This window comes from Pseudochrobactrum algeriensis (assembly GCF_018436245.1).
Taxonomy (GTDB): domain Bacteria; phylum Pseudomonadota; class Alphaproteobacteria; order Rhizobiales; family Rhizobiaceae; genus Pseudochrobactrum; species Pseudochrobactrum saccharolyticum.
This window is the reverse complement of record NZ_CP075358.1, coordinates 1-21,683: the sequence shown is the minus strand read 5'-3', so window position 1 is coordinate 21,683 and position 21,683 is coordinate 1. Positions and strand designations below refer to the sequence as shown.

Here is a 21,683-nt window from a genome sequence, read left to right as displayed (position 1 = left end):
TTAGAAGTTCCATATATTGAACTAGAGTTTGTATGTTGAATACCATACATCATTATGAGGTAATTTCAACTTGTTGATTATCATCCGATTGACGAAACCCCCGAGGACGCATACGGTGAACGCGACAGTTGGCATTCAGATGCCAATGTCAGTTGTTGGAGAAAGTGTTGATTGAGGTTCAGGAAAAAAAGCTAGTTCCGGCTTTGGAGCGCGGGAGTCGCCTTTTGGACTTCGTCGCCAATGCCGCTGAGCGCCCGACACTGACGGATATCGCTAGAGAACTCGACCTACCCAAAAGCAGTGCGCACGGACTTTGCAACACACTGACCGCGCTGGGGCTGCTTCGCCGCAATTCCGATCAGACTTTCCAGATTGGCCCCCATGTTATGCGCTGGGCGAATTCGTTCACGCGCGAGACCAATGTGGTGAAAGAGTTTGCCGAGATATGGGACCGTGAGAGCTTCCTGCCAGGTGCTACCGTCACTCTTTCCGTGATGGAAGCAGGAGAGGTGGTCTATGTCGCCGCTCGAAACTCCGGAGCGATTGCAGGTTTCAATTTCCGGATAGGCATGCGGTTGCCAGCTCCCTTCACGGCGACCGGAAAATGCTTCCTAAGCTTTTTCAGCGAAGCTGAAATACATGCCCTTTTCCGGGATGGGCTGCCGTCTCCGATGACCAGTCGAAGCGTTCAGGACTTGCCGTCTCTGTTTTCCCAGCTGCAACGCGTACGCGTGCAAGGTTTTTCGATCGACAATCAGGAAGTGGCGGACGGCATGATCTGCGTGGGAGCCCCCATTCTCAACGCTAACGATCACCCCATCGCGTCGATTGCGGTTAGCCTTCTGTCAGATGCACTAACCACGGAGCAACTGAATGATGTCGCGGCTTCGGTTCGGGAGGTGGCCTGCCTGATGTCTCGAAGAATGGGCGCTGCGAAATACTAGAGAATCAAAGTGAGACTCTGTCGAGAGATAGCTGCACTCACGTTGGCGTCAACGGAGGAATAAGAAATGGACATACTGGAACGGATGCACAATCCGGGAGCTGATGGTCGCGGGGGCTACAAGCTTCTCGAACCGCGCCAGAAATACAATCTTGCATTCTGCTCGGAAGAAGAGATCGGCATCGCGGAACATTTTCGGGAGTTCGTCAATACCGAGCTAATGCCCTATCGGCATGATATCGAGGGAGGCTGGCACCGTGACGGCAAGCTTGCGAAGGAAACGATTCATAGACTCTACGCCAAGCTCGTCGACTTCGGTGTCACGAAAGCCATTTTGCCTGTTAAGTACGGCGGTCCAGGATTTTCGCCGGTCGTGCGCCAAATGATAAATGAGGAACTGTCTCGTGCAGATATCGGTCTGGCGACGAAGGTAGGAAAGCTGCACTGGGCGATCTCGGTGATGGTTGCTGCGGGGCGCGACGATCTTTTGGAAGAGTTTGCCCCCAAGATCGCCGGGGAGGAAGCGTGGACAGCGTGCTTTGCAATCACTGAGCCTGCCGGTGGGGCTAATGTTGAAGATCCGGCTCTTGCTTATAAGACCCTGAATACCGTCGCGCGCGAGGATGGGGATCACTACGTGATCAAGGGACACAAACTGTGGCCTGGCCCTTCAGGGCCTGCGGAGAACTTCCAGTCTGAGCACTTAAAAGGTCATCTTGGCTATTGGGTTGTCGCCGTCACCGATCCGGCCGGAGGAGAAGAGAACGCGGGAATATTCTACGTCCCGGCGGATGCGTCCGGGCTAGAATTCTCGCAACCCTACGAGAAGATGGGCTTCTGTTATGCCGAGGCCAATACAGACATCTGGTTCAACGATGTGCGTATCCCCAAACGTTACCGGATCGACACGGAGCCCGGTCAAGGTTCCAAGCTTATCAAGGGTTATGTGATTGGGTTGGGCCGCCTTGCTGGGGCCGCGCGTCTGACGGGCCTTTCGGAAGCAGTCCTTGAGACTTGCATGGACTGGACGCAAAATCGTATCATTGCGGGCAAACCGATGCGTGAACGATCTCTGTTTGCGGCAACGTTGGCGGAGATGTGGCGGAGCATTGAGGTTTCCCGGCAGTATTATCTGTCGATCACCGCTCAAGTCACTCGTCCGGAAATGTACGGTTCGCCGTGGGAAGCCCAGATGAAGGCCAAATTCTCCGCTGCACGTTCGCTGGCGGGCGATACGGCCATGATGGTCACTAACAGAGCCATGCAACTCATGGGTTCCGCAGGCTATGCCTATGAGAGCCATATCGAAAAGTATATGCGCGATTACAAGATCGTGCAGATGTGGCTGGGGGGCGCGGAGCGCGACCGCATGGATATGGCACAAGGCTTGTTCGGCCCATTCAAATGGGCCGGAGACAACTAATTTTTCTAGAAAGTATAGGTCGGCACAGGCAAGGCAACCCGTTCCGCTGAAGAAGAACTCGAACATTCATGGAGGAATAACTATGGCAAGTAAGGAAAGCGCCGTTCTTGGCGAAATGTACAAGACCTGGGTGGCAACGATGGCAGAGCGGCCAGACATGACGATGGAAGAAACCCGTCGCATGTTCGAGCACTGGGGTGATGTCACTGCCGAGCCGGGCGACGTCGACTATATAGAGGTTGTCGCGAACGGTGTGCCTTGCCTCTGGGCAAAGCCAAAGGATGGAAATGAAAGCCGTGCCTTGCTCTGCGCTCACGGCGGTGGCTATCTGGTAGGGTCGCGCTATTCGCATCGCAAGATGTTCGCCCATATCGCGAAGGCAGTAGGTTGCCCCGCCCTGATCGTGGACTATCGTCGGTCGCCTGAGCATTTGCATCCCATTCCGGTGAACGATTGCACCGATGCATATGAGTGGCTGCTTAAGCAGGGGATCAAGCCCGAGCATATCGCCTTCACCGGTGACAGCGCCGGCGGCGCGCTCGCCATCACGACGGTGCTTTGCGCACGCGATCGTGGCCTGCCGCTACCGGTCGCCTCCATGCCGATTTCTCCTTGGACCGACATGGAAATCACCGGGAGCACGGTGACGACGAACGAAGCAAAAGATCATTTTGTCAAGCGCGCTGTCATCGAGCATATGTCAGCAGGCTTCCTCGGAGAAGGCGGCAATCGCAAGGATCCTCTGGCAACGCCGCTCTACGCTGATCTTTCGAGTCTACCTCCTTTCTACGTGCAGGTGGGGGGCGATGAAACCTTGCTGGACGATAGCCGCCGCTTCGTGGAGAAGGTCCGTCAGGCCGGTGGTGAGGTCAAGTTCGACATCTATCCTGAAATGCAGCATGTATTTCATTTCTTGGCTGGCACCGCGCCAGAGGCGGACAAGGCAATTGCCGATCAGGCCGCATGGGTCAAACCCAAGCTTGGCCTCTAAACGTCGCAAGAATTCTAAAACCTGCAACAGATCGGCCGCCCCCGGAAAATCGGGGTTTTTTGTGTCGCATGTCATTGTCGCAAGTGGTAGAAAGCTTGCGACATGATTTGCGACAGGAGGGAGCCATGACCGACCGACCAGCTTCCGACGCCGGCCGAGTGTTCATCGGCTATGCCCGCGTTTCGACGCGCGGCCAGGACCTCGGCCAGCAGCGGGCCGCCCTGGGCGCGGCTGGCTGCGTTCGCATCTTTGAGGAAAAGGCTTCCGGGACGAAGCGGGACCGGCCTGAGCTGGCCCGGATGCTCGATCATTTGCGCGCCGGCGACGTGGTGACGATCACCAGGCTAGACCGCCTCGCCCGATCGACCGGCGACCTTCTGGCGATCGCGGAGCGGATCAAGGAGGCCGGCGCTGGCCTACGCTCCTTGGCCGAGCCGTGGGCCGACACCACGACGCCGGCCGGGCGCATGGTGTTGACCGTGTTCGCCGGCATCGCGGATTTCGAGCGTTCCTTGATCGTGGAGCGCACGAGCGCCGGCCGGATCGCGGCGAAGGCCCGAGGTGTGCGGTTCGGTCCTTCCCCTGCCCTCTCGGCCGAGCAGATCGCGCACGCCCGCCAGCTCATCCATGAGGACAAGAAGCCGGTTGCCGAAATCGCCCGGCTCTTTGGTGTGCATCGCGCCACGCTCTACCGGGCGTTAGATGGCGCGGCATCGGAAAGCTGACCGACGCTGATTTTGCGTCGCACGAAACAATCAAGCAAGCTCTTGAAAGCGCCCGCCCCGGCCCGTCGATTATCTGAGTCGCGCCAAGATCATGATCCGGTAGCGCCGGCTACCACAATGGAAACCCCACGATTTCAGCGGTTTGGATTCGGGCATTGAGTAGCAACGGAACAGAAAACTCACTTAAGCGGCCGAGGTGGGCTTTCCGACATTCCGGCACGGCGTTAGCGCCAGCGATCCAGCTCCTTGATCGTTGACCTGTGGCATTTGAGGTGATGCTTCATCAGCCTGATGTCGTGGAGGTAATCCTGCTCCGGCCGGAATTCGTAATCCGGATCGATATGGAGGTGGTTGCGGGTAAAGCATTCGACCAGGTTGATGCCGTCCCAGGTGCCGATGACCTGTTCGAGGCTTTTCGCCATATGATGCAAAGGGGAACCGGGCTCGTTTTCATCCCTCATCTTGTGAAGACGCACATGGATGTGCTGCAGCATGTCGGTCCGCATGTAGCGGTTCAGGAGCATGAGCGAGTGGGCCGGCGTCTTCGGCACGGCAAAGCCCATCTTGTCTTCCGGCGGCAGGTCCGGAACATTCGGGCGGTGGTCTGTGTCGGGCATCGCAACAAACCCCGGTTTTCTGCACCTCGGAACAACACGCCGGCGAATCTGGCGCGACGATCTGCCGATTTCATATAAAGCCTTGGATAAACCTATAGCCAGAAAACCTGGCCCCCGCTACGTTGATAGACGAAGGGGGCGAACATCACCATGCTGATCGGATATATGCGGGTGTCGACGGCCGAGCAGAGCCTCGACCTTCAACGCGATGCGCTCGAAAAGGCTGGCTGTCGGAAGATCTACGAGGATGTCTGTTCGGGCCGCGCCACCGAGCGGCCCGGCCTTGCCCAGGCACTCGACACCGCTCGCGAGGGCGACACGCTTGTCATCTGGAAACTCGACCGGATCGGACGATCCCTGCCGCATGTCGTCGGGCTTGTCGGCGAGCTTCAGAAGCAGGGGATCGGGCTGAAGGTGCTGACCGGTGACGTCGACACGACCACGGCGACGGGGCGACTTGTCTTTGGCATTTTCGCCACGCTCGCCGAGTTCGAGCGCGATCTCATCCATGAGCGCACGATGGCAGGTCTGGCCGCCGCGCGAGCCCGGGGTCGCGCCGGCGGACGGCCGCGGATGATGACCCGTCCGAAGCTTAAGACCGCGATGGCGATGATGGCGGACCGGGAAAACAGCGCCCGTGATGTCGCCACCCAGCTCGGCGTCTCGCTGTCGACGCTCTATGCCTATGTCGACAGCAAGGGCCAACCGCGCCCGCGTGCCGCTGATCTTCTCAAGAAGCGTTCGGTCGCCGCGAAATAGGAGAGCCCGTGCCGGTCAGCTTCCTCACCGAGGACCAGGTCCGGCGCTACGGTCGTTTCGCGGACGAGCCGACCTCCGATCAGTTGGTCAGGTACTTCTATCTCGATGACGCCGATCGCGCGTTTGTCGCCGAGCATCGCGGCGATCGCAACCGCCTGGGCGTCGCCGTCCAGCTCGGATCGGTTCGCCTGCTCGGGGTGTTTCTCGAGGACCTTGCGACAGCTCCGGCGTCCGCCGTGGGGTACGCGGCAGAGCAACTCGGCCTCAATGATCCGGGCGCGATTTTCGCCTATGCGAACGACCGGGCGCGCTGGCGACATATCCCGCGCATCCGGGCACGCTATGGCTATCGCTCCGTCACCGATCCCGGCGTGTCGTTCCGGCTGAGCCGCTTTCTCTACGCCCTTTGCTGGACCGGCACCGACCGGCCCTCGGCGCTGTTCGATAGAGCTGTTTCCTTTCTGCTCGCCAACAAGGTTTTGCTGCCGGGACTGTCGGTGCTCGAGCGGACGGTCTCCCGCGTTCGCGCGCGCGCCAATGCCCGTCTGTTCCGCCGCCTCGTCGACAAGGTGACGCCCGAACAGCGCGAGCGGCTCGACGCTCTCGTCGTGGTGCCGGAAGGTGTCCGCCAGAGCCCCCTCGATCGCCTTCGGGACGGTCCTTATATCCAGAGCGGCCCAGAGATCAGCCGGGCGCTGGCGCGTCTCGACGAAATCCGCGTCATCACGGAAGGGTTGCCGGAAATCGACAGGCTGCCGCCTGGTCGCATCAATGCGCTCGCCCGCTTCGCGTCCGCTGCCAAGGCACAGGCGGTCGCCCGACTTCCGGACGATCGGCGGACCGCAACGCTTCTGGCGTTCATCCGCACACTCGAGGCCAGCGCCAGCGACGACGTCATCGATCTGTTCGACGTCGTCACCACGACGATCTTTTCCAATGCGCAGGCGGCCTCAAGGGAGGCGCGTCTGCGCTCGCTTCGCGACCTCGATGCCGCTGCGCTGAAGCTGCGCGATGCCGCCGCCGTTTTGTTCGACGAGGCGACACCGGACGCCGAGGTTCGTGCCGTCATCTTCGAGACCGTGGGGCGCGATCTCCTGAAAACCGCCTATGACCGGGTGGGTGCACTCGCCGAGCCGCCCGACGACGTCTATTTCGCCGAACTCAGGAAACACCGGGGGCAGTTTCGCTTCGCGCCGGCGCTGCTGCGTGGGCTCGACCTCGACGCGGCTCCGGCGGGCAGGTCGCTCCTGGATGCCGTTGAACACGTGCGTGCCCTTCAAGATGGCGTCAAACGGTCTGGACCCGCACCCGCCGCCTTCGCACCGAAGGAGTGGATTGGCCAGTTGAAAGCGGCCGACGGCAAGATTGACCTGTTCGGCTATCGGCTGTGCGTACTTGATCAGCTCCGGCGCACGATCCGCCGGCGGGATGTCTTTGCGTCCCGGTCGCTGCGCTACGCCGATCCACGCAAGGGTCTTCTGTCCGGCGCGGCCTGGGAAGCGGCTCGCCCGGCCGTTTGTCGCACGGTCGGGGTCTCGGCGTCGGCCGACGAGGAACTGACCCGGCTTTCGACACGCCTTGATCTCGCCTATCGGGAAACCGCCGATCGCGCGCCCGCCAACCCGGCGCTGTCGTTCGAGACGACGGCCGGCGGCGTCGATCTGTCGGTCGCGCAGCTCGACAAGATCGAGGAGCCGCCGAGCCTCGTGGCGCTTCGCACCGAAATCGAGACCCGACTCCCGCATGTCGATCTGCCTGAACTTATCCTCGAAATACAGGCGCGGACTGGATTTGCCGAGCATTTTACCCACGCGAGCGAAGGTGGTTCACGCGCCGAGGACATCGCGACGAGCGTCAGCGCGGTTCTCCTGGCCGAAGCCTGCAATACTGGCTTCGAGCCGCTTGTCCGGCGGGACAGCCCGGCGCTTCGCCGATCGCGGCTGAGCTGGGTGAAACAGAACTTTCTGCGCGCCGAGACGCTGACCGCCGCCAACGCAGCACTGGTGGCGGCGCAGAACGCGGTCCCACTCGCCCGATCCTGGGGCGGCGGCGAAGTTGCCTCGGCCGACGGCTTGCGCTTTGTCGTGCCGGTGCGCACCATTCATTCCGGCCCCAATCCTCACTACTTCGGACACGAGCGCGGCGTCACCTGGTACAATCTGGCGTCCGACCAGTACACCGGCCTCAACGCGATCACCATTCCCGGAACGTTGCGCGACAGCCTTTATCTCCTGGCCCTCGTCCTGGAGCAGGAAACCGAGCTTTCTCCAACCGAGATCATGACCGACACCGCAGGCTACACCGACACGATCTTCGGAATCTTCCATCTCCTCGGCTACCAGTTCAGTCCTCGCATCGCCGACATCGGCGGCTCCCGGTTCTGGCGGGTGGACAGGAAAGCTGATTACGGCCTGCTCGACGGGCTTGCGGCGAACCGGATCAACGTGCGCCTCATCGCCGACCACTGGGACGACCTCCTGCGCCTCGCCGGGTCGCTGAAACTCGGCGTCGTGCGGGCCGCCGGGCTCACCCGCACCCTCCAGACCAACGATCGCCCGATGAAACTGGCCCGTGCGCTCCAGGAGCTGGGACGCCTGATCAAGACGCTCTACCTGCTGCGGTTCATCGATGACGAGAGCTATCGCCGGCGCATCCTCATACAGCTCAACCGCGGCGAAAATCGCCACAGGCTGGCGCGCGTGATCTTCCACGGCAAGCGTGGCGAACTGCGCCAGCGCTATCGCGACGGTCAGGAGGACCAGCTCGGCTCGCTCGGCCTGGTGGTCAACGTCGTCGTCCTGTGGAACACGATCTATATGGACGCCGCTCTCAATCAGCTGCGCGCCGAAGGATACGAGGTGAAGTCCGAGGACGTCGCCCACCTTTCCCCGTTGAGCTTCGGCCACATCAACATGCTCGGCCGTTACGCCTTCACACTGCCGGAAATCATCGCGCGTGGCGAACTCAGGCCGCTGCGCGATCCCCGAACCGCAGGAATCGACGACCTGTAGGCAAGCTTATGTGTGTTTTCTGTTCCGTTGCTACTCAGAGCCCGATTCAAGGGGTTGTAGAATCGGAAGAATCGCGGTTTCATGTAACCATGAGTCGAACCGCTATACCTGTCAAAGAGAAGGTAGCCGCCCATCGGGAGCGGTTAAAGGCGGCCGGCCGTATCTATGTGAACACCGATCTTCCCGCCGATCTGGTCGCACGACTTGACCAGATCAAGGAAGCGAAGGGCGTGTCATCACGCGCCCCGATCATCGAAGAAGCTTTGAGGTTCTATATCGAGAACGCACCGAGGACATGAAATGAAAAACCCCTAGCCGTTAGCAGCGGCAAGGGGTTTTCGGATTTCGGAAACGGCTTTGTTAGGACCGCCTGAACAGCCCCTAACATAGTCGAGAGTGAACCACCCGGCAAGAGTGAGTCTCGCCGGGAACGGGGAATCTTTGTCCGCCGTCCGCGTCGTCATGTCCTCCGAATGGAAGGACGAAGGACAGATGTTGAGGACGCAAATTGCGGCCGCGATTGGCTGCGCGCGTGCGAACGCGCTTGATGAAATCATGCGGGAGGTCTGGACGCGCTACAGCGCCGGCCAGCTCTCCGAGGAAGACGCCGGCCAGCTCTCCGCGCTCGCCCAGGAGCGCCGGGCCGCATGGCGCGGATCGGGACAAGCCGCGCTTGGCCTGGTCCTGCCTCCCCCGGCCGCACGCTGCCCGACGCCGGTTCGTCGGCGCAGCTATTTCAAGGGGCGATCGGAGGGCCGTATCTGGCAGGCGACGACGCGCAAGGACGTGCAGGCGATCTTGAGGGCGGCCGAAATCTACAACGAGGCCGGTTTGCGCGAGAAGAAGGGCGAGCGCAGCGGCCCGTTAGGGTCGATCGCGCTCGACGTGCTGCGGCTGTTCGTCAATCTCATCGACTTCCGTACTGGCCGGCTAGAGCCGTCAATCACCACGATCATGGACCGCCTGGGCCGCTCACGCGATACGATCGTGCGGGCGTTGAAGAACCTACGGGCGCATGGCTTCATCGACTGGCTGCGGCGCTACGAGCCGACCGGGAACGAGGGGCGCGGCCCCCAGGTGCAGCAGGCGAGCAACGCCTATCGCCTGTCCCTGCCGGAAAAGGCCCGGCAGTTCCTTGGCCGGTTCGGCAAGGCCCCTCCCCGGCGAGCAACGCCTATCGCCTGTCCCTGCCGGAAAAGGCCCGGCAGTTCCTTGGCCGGTTCGGCAAGGCCCCTCCCCCTCCTGCGGATCATGGACAGGATCAGCAGGCATGGAGCGAGGCGATCGACGCCTACAAGAACGCTCTGCCCCTCGATGAGCGAACGCAGCTCGATGCCGGCGATAGCCCGCTTGGGCAGGCCCTTGTGAGGATGGCAAAGACCTTCATGAAACGTGAGTCCGATAACCAGACTGAATCCCCCTCTAATTCTATTCTCTATGTGAAAACATAAGCGGACGCCGCTGTTCGGGCCGCTCACGCGGCCCTGCGGCGGTTCCGGACCGCATAATAGGCGGTCCGACCCGGGACCCTCAGAGCAAAATCACCAACCGCCTCACCTGCGGCCAATGTCGCATGGGCTTTCGAAAGAAAGGGGGCGGCAAGGGCGGCGTAAAAGATAAAATCATGTAATCATGCTTGCATGTCAGCCTAGAATGTGAGATTGTTGTTTCGTACGATACAAAAGAGGCCGCCATGTCCCCCGCCAATCCCACCGCAAAAACCTATGCCGCGCTGAATCAGGCGGTCGATTTTTTCAACGATCGTCTTTTTGGCGGCGAGCTGCCGGCCTGCCTCGTGACGTTGCAGCGCAAAAACAAAGCCTATGGCTATTTCGCGGGCGGCCGGTTCGGATCGAAGGACGGCGCGGAGATCACCGACGAAATCGCACTGAATCCGTCGCATTTCAAAAGCCGCACCGACGAGCAGAGCCTTTCGACCCTCGCCCATGAGATGGCGCACCTTTGGCAGCACCATTTCGGCAAGCCGTCGCGCGCCGGCTACCACAACAAGGAATGGGCGGCGAAAATGCACGAGATCGGCTTGCACCCTTCGGATACCGGCCAGCCAGGCGGCAAGGAAACCGGGCAGTCATGCAGTCACTACATTGTCGAGGGCGGCCGCTATGCCCGCGTTTTTGCCGAGCTGGCGGCGCTGCCCGACTTTACCGCTCTCTATGTCGAGCTTTGGGACGACGCCGACGCCCGGAAGACGCGTAAGGCGAAGTCGGCCAGCAAGACCCGTTACACCTGCCCGTCATGTGAGTTGAACGCCTGGGCGAAACCCGGTGTCCGCCTGATGTGTGGCGAGTGCAGCGAGCCGATGGCGGCCGCCGAGGAAGCGGAGTAGTTAACCCTTCCTAGATGAAAACATGCTTTCATGTAGTAGAAAAAGCATGTAGGCTTTATTTCATGAAAGGATGCAATCATGATTACAGTGGCGTTCTGCACACAGAAGGGCGGGACCGGCAAGACGACGATAGCGACGGCGCTTGCAGTCGCGGCGCACCTGGCCGGGAAGAAATCGGCCCTGCTCGACCTCGACCCACAGACGAACGCCGTCAACTGGTTCGACCGGCGCAAGGACGACGGTCCGGACGTTGCCTCGATCCAGCCCGGCGCTATCCGGCGCTCGCTGGACGCCTATCGCGGCCTTGGCATGGATTGGGTGTTCATTGACACGCCCGGCAAGATGGACAGCGCTTCGACCGAAGCGGCCAAGCACGCCGATATAGTTTTGGTCCCGTCGCAGGCACAGATATTTTCGATCGAGACTTTGGAGCCGCTAAAGCGGCTGCTGGATATAGCCGGCAGTCCGCCCACGTTCGTTGTGCTCAATCTGGTGCATCCGAACGCCGGGGGCAGGGCGGTTGACGATGCCGCCGCGATTGCCGCGAGCTTTAACGTGAAGGTCGCCCCCATCCATGTGTCGCGACTGAAAACCTATGAGGACGCCCCGGCCTTGGGCCAGACGCCGCAAGAGCTGGAACCAAATGGTCGTGCGGCCCAGGAAGTCGCCGGCCTGTTCACGTTCCTTTCAGAACAGGCAAGCATGATTACAGGAAATCATGAAAGGATGAAATCATGAGCCGCAAGCCTTCGCTTCTCGCTACGGCGATCAAAACCGCAGAGCAACCCGCATCCGCGCCGGAGGCCCCGCCAGAGCCGCAAAGGAGCGCGCCAAGCTCACAGCCGGCCGGGAGCTATGTTGCGCCCTCGCGAGCTAACAAGCTCGGCAGAACGCATTTCCTGCCGCCCGCTTATTGGGAGACGCTGGATGAAATCAGCTTTCGCAGCAGGGACGAGAAGGGCAAGCGGATTCCGAAGGAGCGCCTTGTTGGCGAGGCCCTGAACCTGCTTTTCGCCAAATACAATTATCCGGTTGTCCGCGAGGGCGACGAATAGGCAGGCATACTTTCATGAAAGCATGAGTTCATGTTTTTATGCACGAAGGCCCGGTTGCAAATTATATCAGTTCAGGTATAAAATAGCATGAATGACGACGAGCGCCCGCTAGAATGGATCGGTAGCAGCTACAAAGACCTGATGCAGCTTCCTGCCGATGTGCGGAAGTTTTTCGGTTTTGCGCTTAGTTTCGCGCAGCAGGGCGAGCAGCACGCCGCCGCAAAAGTCCTCAAAGGATTTGGCGGCGCTGGTGTCCTCGAACTGGTCGAGAACGACGCTGGCGGGACATATCGGGCCGTGTACACGGTCAAATTCGAGGAAGCTGTTTTCGTGCTGCATTGCTTTCAGAAGAAGAGCAAGAGCGGCATCGCCACACCGAAAGCGGACATGGACGTTATCCGCGCCCGGTTGAAGGTGGCGGAGATAGTGGCGAAGGAGATGAGACATGAGAACCCGCATCGTTAATGGGGTCGAGGTCACGACGAGTTCCGGCAATGTCTTTGCCGATCTCGGCCTACCCGATGCCGAAAAGCTGAAAATGAAATCCGGTCTGATGATCGAGATCACTAAGGCCGTGCGTCGGCTCGACCTTACACAAGAGGAAGCCGGGCGGCGCATGGGACTTCCGCAGCCGAAAGTGTCGGCGCTCCTACGGGGCGACTTCACAAACCTCTCGGAACGGAAGCTGATGGAATGTCTGAACCGGCTTGGTTACGACATCGAAATTACAGTGAAGCCGGCCGCCGATGCTGTCGGGCATATGACGCTCGCGGTAGCTTGATGGCAGAGCGCGCCGAGACCCTTGAGAAGAAGCCTAGCCGCCATTTCCGCGATTTCGCGGAAATGGCGAGCGCTCAGCGTCGCCTCGGGATCATGGATGAGGCATCCTATGAGAAATCACAGCGCAGCGAGGCGCAGGCCAGGGGCGGCGCAATCATGCTTGCATGTAAGCGTGTAGGTAACCCGCCCCCGGCCGCCCCTACGGCCCTCGACAATTAAGCGGGCCGGCCGGGGGCTAGCGTCGTGCCGAGCGGCGGAAGCCGCGACCGGCCCGGAGGCGAACGCGCCCCCACGTCGCGCTGTAGTGAGCCGGAGGGCCGCCAGTGACAAAGCCCCGGTGCGTCAGCGCCGGGACCGGTTTTCCCATCTGGCCGGCTCGGGCAGGGGGTTTTTGAACTTCTCGCGCAACCGCGCTTTCATTTCGTCGCCCAAAATACCTGGCCGGGAATCATCGGCGGCCGCCTGTATGCTGCGCTTGAGCAGTTCCCGGCGCAGATCGGCATGGGGTGCCAGCTCCTTATGCTCGCCCAGGATCACGAACACGGCTTCGGACGGATCAAGGAATTTGCCCTGTTCGATCAGGTCGAGCAGCCACAGGGCCAGCGACGGCGGCAAATAGGCTTCAAACCGCAACCCGCCCTCGTTGACGTGGTTGCGGAGCCGCTTGGCTTGTTCGACGGCATGGGCCTTGTCGGCGGGATCGGGCCATTCGGGCGCATCGCTGTCGGTCATGGTTTCATCCTTCATGCTTGGTCGAACAGCCCCCGGAACTCGGTATCGGCGTAATAGGCGAGCTTGCCGGCGATGATTGGGCGTTGGCCGGCTAGGAACAGCAATTCGAGATTTTGTGGCAGGTTGCGGACTTCATCCGGGGTCAGCAGCGGGCGAGCCGTGTGTTGCTCACCGTACGAGATCCCCGACTTTTCGGCATCGAGGGCGCGGCTCATGGTCTGGAACACTACGGTTTCCTGCCCGAGCAGATCGGAGACGAGGCGGGCGCTATCGTGATCGTTGACGCCGAAGACCTGTAGGACGCCGGCGTTCGACAGGAAGGTTCCGGCGCGCTGGCCGTAGGTGGCGCGGAGCTGGTGAACGTCTTGCAGGATCGGCCAGAGCTGGACGCCGTAGCCGGCCATAAGGCCCATGGCGCGTTCGACCGGGGCCAGGTGGCCGAGGGCGGCAAATTCATCCAGCAGATAGAGGACTGGCGTAGCCAGTGGCACGGCCGGCGTGCTGGTGGTTCTGGCCATGTCGGTGAGGCTTTGGGAGACGAGCAGGCGCAGCCAGCGCGAATAGGTCGAGAGCCGATCGGGCGGCAGGACGAGGAACACGGTCGCGTTGCGGCGCTTGAGATCGGCAAAGCGGAAATCGGAGCGGCTGAGCACGGCGGTCATGCGGGGACTGTCAAGGAAATGGGTATGGCGCTGCGCCGCTGAGAGGACGCCGGCGGCCTCGCGATCGGATTTGCCTAGGTGGCGGTTGGCAGCGCGGGCGACCAGGCCAGCGGCGGCGGTCGAGCGCTGCATTTCCTTCAGGAGCGCGGAGAAGATTTCCGGGGCCAATGTCAGATTCTCGCGCAGGGTGGCGAGCGTTCGTCGATCGCGCGGCTCCACAGTGGCGATATGGAGGATCATGCCAGCGATCAGCGCCTTGGCTTCCTCATTCCAATGCGCCTCGCCGGCCATGCCGGGTTCATCGAACACGAGGGCGTCGGCCAGGGTGCTTGCATCCTCCGCGACATCGAGGCCGGCCGGGTCAAGCTGGTCGAGCGGATTGAAGGCGGCCGAGGGTTGGCCGGTAACGCCGAAGGGGTCGAGGATATGGACTGGCCCGAATTGCTGACGGGCGCGACCGGCGATCCTGGCGTTTTCGCCCTTGGGGTCGATGCAGATCACGGAGCGGTCGGCGGTGAGCAGGTTTGGGATGATGGTGCCGACGCCCTTGCCGGTGCGTGTCGGGGCCATGGTCAGCAGATGGGCCGGGCCGTCATAGCGCAGCAGTTTTTTGGACAGACCGTCGCGGCCAATCAGCAGGCCAGTATCGGTACGGGTGAGGGGAGCCACTTCCTTCTTTGTGGCGAAGCGGGCCGAGCCGTGGGTTTCGCCGTCCATGTCCCCGAAATGGATAATCAAGGGATTGGTGATGAAGCGGAAGGTGAGAGCGGCCAGCACCAGCAGCGTGATGAGATCGAGCGCGATGAATGGAATGCTGCCGGGGCCGAAGCCCTGTTGTTCAAGAAAGAAGCGACCGCCGAAGCCGACTGCGTAGAGCACGACAATGAGGATGAACAGAACTTTCAGCAGCGTTTGCCAGATGCGGAAGGGTAGGCCGATCAGGGCGACAATGCCCCATAGCGGATCACGGACGGCGGCGCGCAGCATGTTCTTGAAGGCGGCCCAGGCGAGCTTTGCCTGCATCATGATCCAGCCTCCCCGGTGCTCCCTTGCGTTTCTCCGGTTGCCGTCGCGCCGAGCAGATCGGCAAACAGTTCCTTGTCGCCGTTGCGTGTAAGGAAGCCGGGCAGTTCGCGCTTGAGCCATTCGCTCAGGCGTCGGGAGAATTCTTCATCCCTGCCATTCTCAAGCCGATGCAGGACGAGCGCGCCGAGCAGAACCTTGCGGCGCGTGTCGTTGGCGCGTTCCTGCTTTCCCAACCGAGCCTTGAGGGTGGCCCGCTGCGCATCTAGTTGGGCCAGTCGCTGTTCAATCGTTTTGCGGGCCATCGCTCAAATCCTCATTCCGGTTGCCGTAAGACTATCAGTTCATGATGCTTTTGCCAGTTGTTTGCCTGAATCGGTTGAAAATCTACGCGATCTATGTGCAAATAGCGGCGCTTCCTATCTGGTCTGCATGGTTCCGCAAGCGCCACACCGAACGGCGAATGAGCGAAGCGATTGAGTTATAAGGGCGCACTTACGAGTTACTGCGTAACTCAGTGCGCCGCCAGCTTGGAGGCTGGCGGAGAAGGCTGAAACAGCATCGGAGCTTGTTGCTTGGCGATCTACCATTTGAGCATGAAGCCAGTTTCGCGGGCGAAGGGCCGTAGCGCCGTCGCCTCAATGGCTTATCGTGCCGGGGAGAAGCTGACCAACGAGCGCGACGGGATAACGCACGACTACACGACTAAGCAGGGCGTCGAACATGCCGAGATCGTCTTGCCGGAAGGCGTGAACGCCGATTGGGCGCGAGATCGGTCGGACTTGTGGAACGTCGCCGAGTTTGCCGAGAAGCGGAAGGACGCTCGCGTTGCGCGAGAGTTCGAGGTTGCCTTGCCGCATGAGCTTTCGGCCGAGCAGCGACTAGAGGCGGCGCGGGAGATGGCGCAGGAGCTGGCCGACCGCTACGGCGCGGCCGTGGACTTCGCCATTCATGCGCCGCACGAGGCGAGCGACGTTCGCAATCACCATGCCCATATCCTTATGACCACGCGGCAGGTGACGGAGAACGGGCTAGGCGACAAGACCTATCTTGAGCGCGAAAACAAATGGCTGCTGGCGCACGACCTGCCGACGACCGATATGCAGCTCCGCGACCTTCGCCAGAGGTGGGAGGGGATCGCCAATGAGCGGCTGGCGCGGGCCGGGCTTGATATCCGGATCGACCATCGCTCGCACATGGAGCGCGGGCTTGAGATCGAGCCGACCGAGCATATGGGGGTGCACGCCACGCAGATGGACAGGCGCGGCCTCGACGTGTCGCGGGCGCGGCTGGACGAGGATGCGGCCCGGCGCAATGCCGAGCTGATCCGGGAGAAGCCCGAGCAGGTTCTTTCCATCATAACCGGCGAAAAGAGCGTGTTCGACCGGCTCGACGTGGCGCGGGCGCTGCATCGCTATATCAACGACGACCCGCAGGAGTTTCGGAACGCCTTTGCGACCGTCATGGCCTCGCCGGCGCTGGTCGAGCTTCAGCCCGAGCGGGCGGACCCGGCAACGGGCGAGTCAATGTCCGATCTTGGGCTTGCGCGGTATTCCACCCGCGAAATGGTCAAGTTCGAATCCGGCATGGTGGCGTCGGCCGAGCGGATGCACCAGGCGCGCAATCATGGTGTCGATCGCCGGCATGTCGATCGTGCAATAGAGCGCCAGGACGCCGCCATTCAGCGCAGCGCCGGCGATACTTCCGCGCGGTTGTCGGACGAGCAGTGGGCGGCGATCGGGCATATCACCGGGCCGGAACGGATTGCCGCCGTTGTCGGTTTCGCCGGCGCGGGCAAGAGCACGATGCTGGCGGCGGCGCGTGAGGCATGGGAGGCTGAGGGTTATACGGTCCATGGCGCGGCCCTGTCGGGGAAGGCGGCCGAGGGCTTGGAGGAAAGTTCCGGCATCCAGAGCCGGACGCTGGCGTCCTATGAATATGGCTGGCAGGCCGACCGCAACCAGCTCGGCCGCGGCGATGTGTTCGTGATCGACGAGGCGGGCATGATCGGGAGCCGGCAGCTTTCCCGGTTTGTGTCGGAGGCCGAGGCGCGCGGGGCGAAGATCGTGCTTGTCGGCGACCATGAGCAGCTACAGGCGATCGGGGCCGGCGCACCATTCCGCGCCATTGCTGAGCAGATCGGCCATGCCGAGCTTTCCGAGATTCGCCGGCAGCGCGTGGACTGGCAGCGGGAGGCGTCGGTTGCCTTTGCCACGCACCGGACGGCCGAGGGCCTGGCGGCCTATCGGGAGCATGGCGATATTCGATTCAGCCAGAGCGGCGAGGACGCGCGGGGCGAGATTGTGCGGGATTATCTTGCCGATCGCGATCAGCGTCCGGACGGCACACGGGTTGCGATGGCGCATCGCCGGGCCGATGTTCGCGCCATCAATGAGGGTATCCGTTCCGAACTTCAGGAGCGGGGCGAGCTGGCGCGCGTTAGAGAGGCGGATGACAGCCTTGCGCCGGGCGACGTCGCCTCCCAGGTCGATCATGAGCAAGAAGGGCCGGGCCGGGCGCTGACCTTCCAGACTAATGATGGCAAGCGCGACTTTGCGACAGGCGACCGCATCGTGTTCCTCGAAAACAATCGCGACCTTGGCGTGAAAAACGGGATGCTCGCGACGGTCGATCATGTCGAGCCAGGCCGACCGGGTGCCGGCCCCATGATCATCGCCACGCTCGACGGGCCGAAGGGTGCGGAGGGGCGCAGCGTTTCCGTGCCGATGGGCGATTATCAGGCAATCGACCACGGCTATGCGACGACGATCCACAAGAACCAGGGCGCGACCGTCGATCGGAGCTTTGTGCTGGCGTCGGGGACGATGGACCGGCATCTAACCTATGTCGCCATGACGCGGCATCGCGACGGGGCGCAGCTCTATGCCGCCCATGACGAGTTTTCCGACCGCAATGCCGGCCGCCTGGTCGAGCATGGGACAGCGCCCTATGAGCACCAGCAGGGCAATAGCCAGAGCTATTTCGTGACGCTGCAAAACGACAAGGGCCAGAAACACACGGTTTGGGGCGTCGATCTTGAGCGGGCCGTAAAGGAATCCGGTGCGGAGGTCGGAGACAAGATCGGGCTTGAGCATCACGGATCGGAGCCGGTTCGCCTTCCGGACGGTCAGATGGCCGAGCGCAATTCGTGGAAGGTACGGGACGCCGGCGAGCTGGCCTATAGCCAGCTTGAAAACCGCCTGTCGCGGTCGGGCGTGAAGGAAACGACGCTCGATTATGCCCGCGACTTTGCCGAGCGGCGGGGCGTCGCGGAGCGCATGGGCGTCAGCAGCGAGATCGAGATTCCGCACGAGCGGGAACACGAAAAACTATCGCTGGCGGAAAGAGGGGTCCCGGCCTCTTTGGGCATAGAGGGGGGTGGGGACGAGGGCCGGGACCAGGCTCGTGCGGCTACGAGCACGGATAGATTGCATTCCCCGGTTGAGAAAAACAAGGGCGAGGATCTCCGTGCAGATTCTCACACGGATCTCGCCGTCACTCGTGATCATGGTGAACGGTTCGTTAACGAGCATGATCAACAGAAGGTTAATCAGCAGCAGCGCCGCAATCCATTCGAGGGCCTGAAACTCGGGCGCGGCGCGGCGATCGAGCGCCCGCAGCAGGACCGCACCGCCGAAAAAGGCCCACAGATCGAGCAGAAGGCCGAGCGGCAGCGACGAGGCATGTTCGACGGCCTCAAGCTCAATGCGCGTCCCGCGACTCCCCAGGGACAGGCCGAGCGGCCAGAAAGGGAAGAGAGCTTGCGGCCGGCGCCGACGCAAGACCGGCTGGCCGAGCGGGCGCGGCGTCAGTCGCCGCTTGAGGTGGTCGTTGACCGCTATGCGCGGGCCTATCAGTCGGCGGATCAGCACCTGCGCGAGGGCTTGCCGGTCCTCGACATGCAGCAGCAGGAATTGCGCGCGGCCGGGCAGCAGCTCGACCAGGTGCAGCCCGGCATGAAAGACCTGATGCACTCGACGCTGCAAAACGATCCGGAGACGGCGCGCGCCATGACCGAGCTTTCCGGCCGGGAGCGTGTCGCTCAGGTCATCGGAGGGATGAAGCGCGAAAACGCGGCGCTGCAAGACCCCAATGTCAGAGCCGAGCGGTTCGTTGAACGCTGGCAGGATTTGAAAGCGCAGCGCCAGCAGCTACGCGGCTGGCAGCACGACGAGGCGCGGGGCAAGATCGAAAGCCAGATGAATGGCCTCACCAAGAGCCTCGAACGCGACCCGCAGGCGGATTCCATCTTGCGCAACCGCCGTCAGGAACTCGGGATAGGCGAGCATTTGCGCAAGGGGCAGAGCATCGCCCACGAGCTGCAAGAGGAAATGACACGCGGACAGCGCCTTAGCCGGGGTATCGGCATGGAAAGGTAGTCAGGGAGATCATGACGGAACTGGACGATGACAGGGAAGAATTCTCGCGGCAAGTATCGGCTGACGAGGCCGGCGACCCGGCCGCCGCCTTCGACGCGCTGCGGCAGACGGTCGAAGGTCTCGCCGGCGACCTTACGCGGGAAATGACCACGATCCGCAAGGGGGTGGAAGCCGCTTTTGAGGAATTTGACCGGCAGGGGCCGGTGCAGGACTACAAGCCCGAACTCGCCCAGCTCGTGCAGCAGCTCGCCCATGTCGGAGAGCGCCTGCAGGACGTCGAACAGTCGCCCATTCTGAAGAACGGGCCACAGCACTATGCGGCTGCGCTCGAGCGCAGTGGCGAGAGCCTGGTGAGGACAGCCGCGCAGCAGTTCGAAAACGAGAGCCGGGATTTCCAGAGGGTTGCGCGCGATCTTGCCGGGCACGTCGCTGGCGCACGCCAGCGTCATGTTCAGAACCGGTTCTTGTGGATCGTCGGCGCGGCCGGCGTCCTGGCCGGCATCATATTGACGCTGTTTCTGCCGGCGCTGCTGCCGTTTTCGGCTGACAGCCATATTGCCAGCCTAGTCATGGGCTTTGATCGCGTCAGCGCCGGCTATGCCATGATCGGAGCCGTTGACCCCTTGGAAGTCGAGAAAATGAAATGGGGCGGCCGGTTCTACAACGCCAGCGGCAGGGAGATTTCGGCGTGCCTAGAGACGGCCAAGCAGACTGGAAAAGACCAGAAATGCACAATCACCGTGCCAGCTCCGCTGCCAAGATAATGATGGACCTATACACCGACATCGCTGCATACATACTTGAGTTCAAGGTATTCCTCGATTCCGTGTCTGGAGCCCTCCCGACCAATTCCTGACTGCTTGACGCCGCCGAATGGAGCTACCTCGTTGGATATACGGCCTGTATTGTGCCCAACCATGCCGTAGTCTAGTCTTTCGGCAACACGCACGGTTCGAGCATGGGCTCGGGTGTAGAAATAGGCGGCAAGTCCGAATTCTGTGTCGTTGGCCATGGCAATGGCTTCGTCCTCGGTATCGAAAACGAAGATGGGGGCAATGGGACCGAAAGTTTCCTCTCGGGCCAGGCGCATTTGAGATGTGGCGTCTGTGATGACTGTTGGGCAAAAATAGGTTCCGCCCAACTCGTGCCTGGTCCCGCCGACCACAACTTGTGCCCCTTTCGAAACGGCATCTGTGATATGCGCCTCGATCTTGGCGACGGCACGTTCATCAATCAGCGGTCCAATGGTGACGCTAGCGTCTGTACCTGGCCCCACCTTCAAGTGCGCAACCTGCTCGGCGAGTTTCGATGAGAAGTTTTCTACCACACTACGCTGAACGAGAAAGCGGTTCGTACAGACACAGGTTTGCCCCGCATTTCGATACTTGGAGGCTATCGCCCCGCTGACAGCAGCGTCGAGGTCGGCGTCGTCGAATACGATGAACGGTGCATTCCCACCCAGTTCCAAACTGAGCTTCTTGATCGTGGGAGCACATTGCGCCATCAACAGCCGCCCCACCTCAGTCGAGCCTGTGAACGACAGTTTCCGGACTTTGTCGCTCCCTGTGAGAACAGCCCCAATTCCAATCGCATCACCGGTAACGATCTGCAATACACCTCGAGGTATCTCAGCCCGTTCGGCGAGTACGGCAAGCGCTAGGGCGGTTAAGGGGGTTAAATCCGCCGGGCGCACTATCATGGCAGATCCCGCAGCCAAGGCGGGGGCGACTTTTCTGGTGATCATCGCAGCGGGAAAATTCCACGGAGTAATAGCAGCACACACGCCGATTGGTTGGCGTAACACGGTGATACGTTGGCTGGATTCTGGGGCGGGAATCGTCTCTCCGTAGATTCGCTTCGCCTCCTCTGCGAACCATTCTACGAAAGATGCGGCATAAAGTATCTCATTACGCGCCTCGGTAAGGGGTTTCCCCTGCTCGGCTGTCAGGATCATGGCCAGATCGTCAGCGTTGGACGTCAACAGATCGAACCAGCGCCGTAGCTTGCCTGCCCTAACGCGGGCGGGAAGGCAAGCCCATGCCCGTTGTGCCTTCTCTGCGTCTTCGATCGCCTGTTCGATCTCAGGCGCTTTCAGCAGGGGTACGTGAGCAATCGTGCTTCCGTCGGCTGGATTGGTGACACTGAAGCGCTCCCCATCTGCCGCAGCTTTCCAGCCGCCGAACAGCCAGCAATCGGTTCGTAGAAGCGACTGATCGCGCAGAGATAGAGGGGGCAT

At 61.4% G+C, this 21,683-nt stretch carries 21 protein-coding genes; 16 read left to right on the top strand and 5 right to left on the bottom strand.

Going from position 1 to position 21,683, the window contains the following annotated elements; translation table 11 throughout:
- Positions 1-164 precede the first annotated feature (164 nt).
- The 4 genes from KHQ09_RS00105 to KHQ09_RS00090 all read left to right on the top strand — a co-directional run bounded on the left by KHQ09_RS00105 (position 165) and on the right by KHQ09_RS00090 (position 4,082).
- A complete protein-coding gene (locus KHQ09_RS00105) occupies positions 165-944 on the top strand; it encodes an IclR family transcriptional regulator (protein WP_272491704.1) in 780 nt (259 codons plus the stop codon).
- A 66-nt stretch (positions 945-1,010) separates the two neighbouring features.
- Entirely contained in the window at positions 1,011-2,366 is a 1,356-nt protein-coding gene (locus KHQ09_RS00100; RefSeq protein ID WP_213596012.1) for an acyl-CoA dehydrogenase family protein, read from the top strand.
- Positions 2,367-2,448: 82 nt separating this feature from the next.
- A complete protein-coding gene (locus tag KHQ09_RS00095; RefSeq protein ID WP_213596014.1) occupies positions 2,449-3,357 on the top strand; it encodes an alpha/beta hydrolase in 909 nt (302 codons plus the stop codon).
- Between the two features lie 125 nt (positions 3,358-3,482).
- Positions 3,483-4,082 (top strand): recombinase family protein, encoded by a 600-nt coding sequence (locus tag KHQ09_RS00090; RefSeq protein WP_080921075.1) that lies wholly within the window; start codon positions 3,483-3,485, stop codon positions 4,080-4,082.
- A 224-nt stretch (positions 4,083-4,306) separates the two neighbouring features.
- Here KHQ09_RS00090 and KHQ09_RS00085 read toward each other — a convergent pair whose 3' ends face one another.
- Entirely contained in the window at positions 4,307-4,699 is a 393-nt protein-coding gene (locus KHQ09_RS00085; protein ID WP_109614750.1) for a hypothetical protein, read from the bottom strand.
- Positions 4,700-4,849: 150 nt separating this feature from the next.
- Here KHQ09_RS00085 and KHQ09_RS00080 point away from each other — a divergent pair, with 150 nt between their 5' ends.
- The 10 genes from KHQ09_RS00080 to KHQ09_RS00035 all read left to right on the top strand — a co-directional run bounded on the left by KHQ09_RS00080 (position 4,850) and on the right by KHQ09_RS00035 (position 12,870).
- Positions 4,850-5,458: a recombinase family protein gene (locus KHQ09_RS00080; protein WP_056103234.1), complete on the top strand. Its 609-nt coding sequence runs from the start codon at positions 4,850-4,852 to the stop codon at positions 5,456-5,458.
- 8 nt (positions 5,459-5,466) lie between these two features.
- Positions 5,467-8,469, top strand: a complete 3,003-nt coding sequence (locus KHQ09_RS00075; protein WP_109614749.1) for a Tn3 family transposase — start codon at positions 5,467-5,469, stop codon at positions 8,467-8,469.
- Between the two features lie 89 nt (positions 8,470-8,558).
- Entirely contained in the window at positions 8,559-8,768 is a 210-nt protein-coding gene (locus tag KHQ09_RS00070; RefSeq protein ID WP_025031070.1) for a ribbon-helix-helix protein, CopG family, read from the top strand.
- Between the two features lie 142 nt (positions 8,769-8,910).
- Positions 8,911-9,837, top strand: a complete 927-nt coding sequence (locus KHQ09_RS00065) for a helix-turn-helix domain-containing protein (protein ID WP_250131796.1) — start codon at positions 8,911-8,913, stop codon at positions 9,835-9,837.
- A gap of 325 nt (positions 9,838-10,162) precedes the next feature.
- Complete coding sequence (locus KHQ09_RS00060; protein ID WP_213596016.1) at positions 10,163-10,816, top strand: SprT-like domain-containing protein; 654 nt, start codon at positions 10,163-10,165, stop codon at positions 10,814-10,816.
- Between the two features lie 78 nt (positions 10,817-10,894).
- Positions 10,895-11,554 (top strand): ParA family protein, encoded by a 660-nt coding sequence (locus tag KHQ09_RS00055; protein WP_080921084.1) that lies wholly within the window; start codon positions 10,895-10,897, stop codon positions 11,552-11,554.
- Positions 11,551-11,871, top strand: a complete 321-nt coding sequence (locus KHQ09_RS00050) for a chromosome partitioning protein ParB (RefSeq protein ID WP_213596018.1) — start codon at positions 11,551-11,553, stop codon at positions 11,869-11,871. Before KHQ09_RS00055 ends, KHQ09_RS00050 begins: the two co-directional genes overlap by 4 nt.
- A gap of 87 nt (positions 11,872-11,958) precedes the next feature.
- Positions 11,959-12,336 carry a type II toxin-antitoxin system RelE/ParE family toxin gene (locus KHQ09_RS00045; protein ID WP_213595987.1) on the top strand — a complete coding sequence of 126 codons (378 nt, stop codon included), beginning with the start codon at positions 11,959-11,961 and terminating at the stop codon, positions 12,334-12,336.
- A complete protein-coding gene (locus tag KHQ09_RS00040; protein ID WP_080921082.1) occupies positions 12,317-12,652 on the top strand; it encodes a helix-turn-helix domain-containing protein in 336 nt (111 codons plus the stop codon). Before KHQ09_RS00045 ends, KHQ09_RS00040 begins: the two co-directional genes overlap by 20 nt.
- Entirely contained in the window at positions 12,652-12,870 is a 219-nt protein-coding gene (locus KHQ09_RS00035; RefSeq protein ID WP_213595989.1) for a hypothetical protein, read from the top strand. Before KHQ09_RS00040 ends, KHQ09_RS00035 begins: the two co-directional genes overlap by 1 nt.
- A 123-nt stretch (positions 12,871-12,993) precedes the next feature.
- Here KHQ09_RS00035 and KHQ09_RS00030 read toward each other — a convergent pair whose 3' ends face one another.
- Genes KHQ09_RS00030 through KHQ09_RS00020 form a run of 3 tightly spaced genes read right to left on the bottom strand, consistent with a single transcriptional unit; the run spans position 12,994 to position 15,373 of the window.
- Positions 12,994-13,383, bottom strand: a complete 390-nt coding sequence (locus tag KHQ09_RS00030; protein ID WP_213595991.1) for a hypothetical protein — start codon at positions 13,381-13,383, stop codon at positions 12,994-12,996.
- 11 nt (positions 13,384-13,394) lie between these two features.
- Positions 13,395-15,071, bottom strand: coding sequence for a type IV secretory system conjugative DNA transfer family protein (locus tag KHQ09_RS00025; RefSeq protein ID WP_213595992.1), 1,677 nt, complete (start codon positions 15,069-15,071; stop codon positions 13,395-13,397).
- Complete coding sequence (locus tag KHQ09_RS00020; protein ID WP_213596001.1) at positions 15,068-15,373, bottom strand: mobilization protein; 306 nt, start codon at positions 15,371-15,373, stop codon at positions 15,068-15,070. The genes KHQ09_RS00025 and KHQ09_RS00020 overlap by 4 nt, the downstream gene beginning before the upstream one ends.
- Positions 15,374-15,643: 270 nt before the next feature.
- Here KHQ09_RS00020 and traA point away from each other — a divergent pair, with 270 nt between their 5' ends.
- Both traA and KHQ09_RS00010 read left to right on the top strand, forming a co-directional pair.
- Positions 15,644-19,447, top strand: coding sequence for a Ti-type conjugative transfer relaxase TraA (gene traA, locus KHQ09_RS00015; RefSeq protein ID WP_213596004.1), 3,804 nt, complete (start codon positions 15,644-15,646; stop codon positions 19,445-19,447).
- Positions 19,448-19,458: 11 nt separating this feature from the next.
- Complete coding sequence (locus tag KHQ09_RS00010; RefSeq protein ID WP_213596006.1) at positions 19,459-20,211, top strand: DUF6118 family protein; 753 nt, start codon at positions 19,459-19,461, stop codon at positions 20,209-20,211.
- An 8-nt stretch (positions 20,212-20,219) separates the two neighbouring features.
- Here KHQ09_RS00010 and KHQ09_RS00005 read toward each other — a convergent pair whose 3' ends face one another.
- Positions 20,220-21,683, bottom strand: a complete 1,464-nt coding sequence (locus KHQ09_RS00005; protein WP_213596008.1) for an NAD-dependent succinate-semialdehyde dehydrogenase — start codon at positions 21,681-21,683, stop codon at positions 20,220-20,222.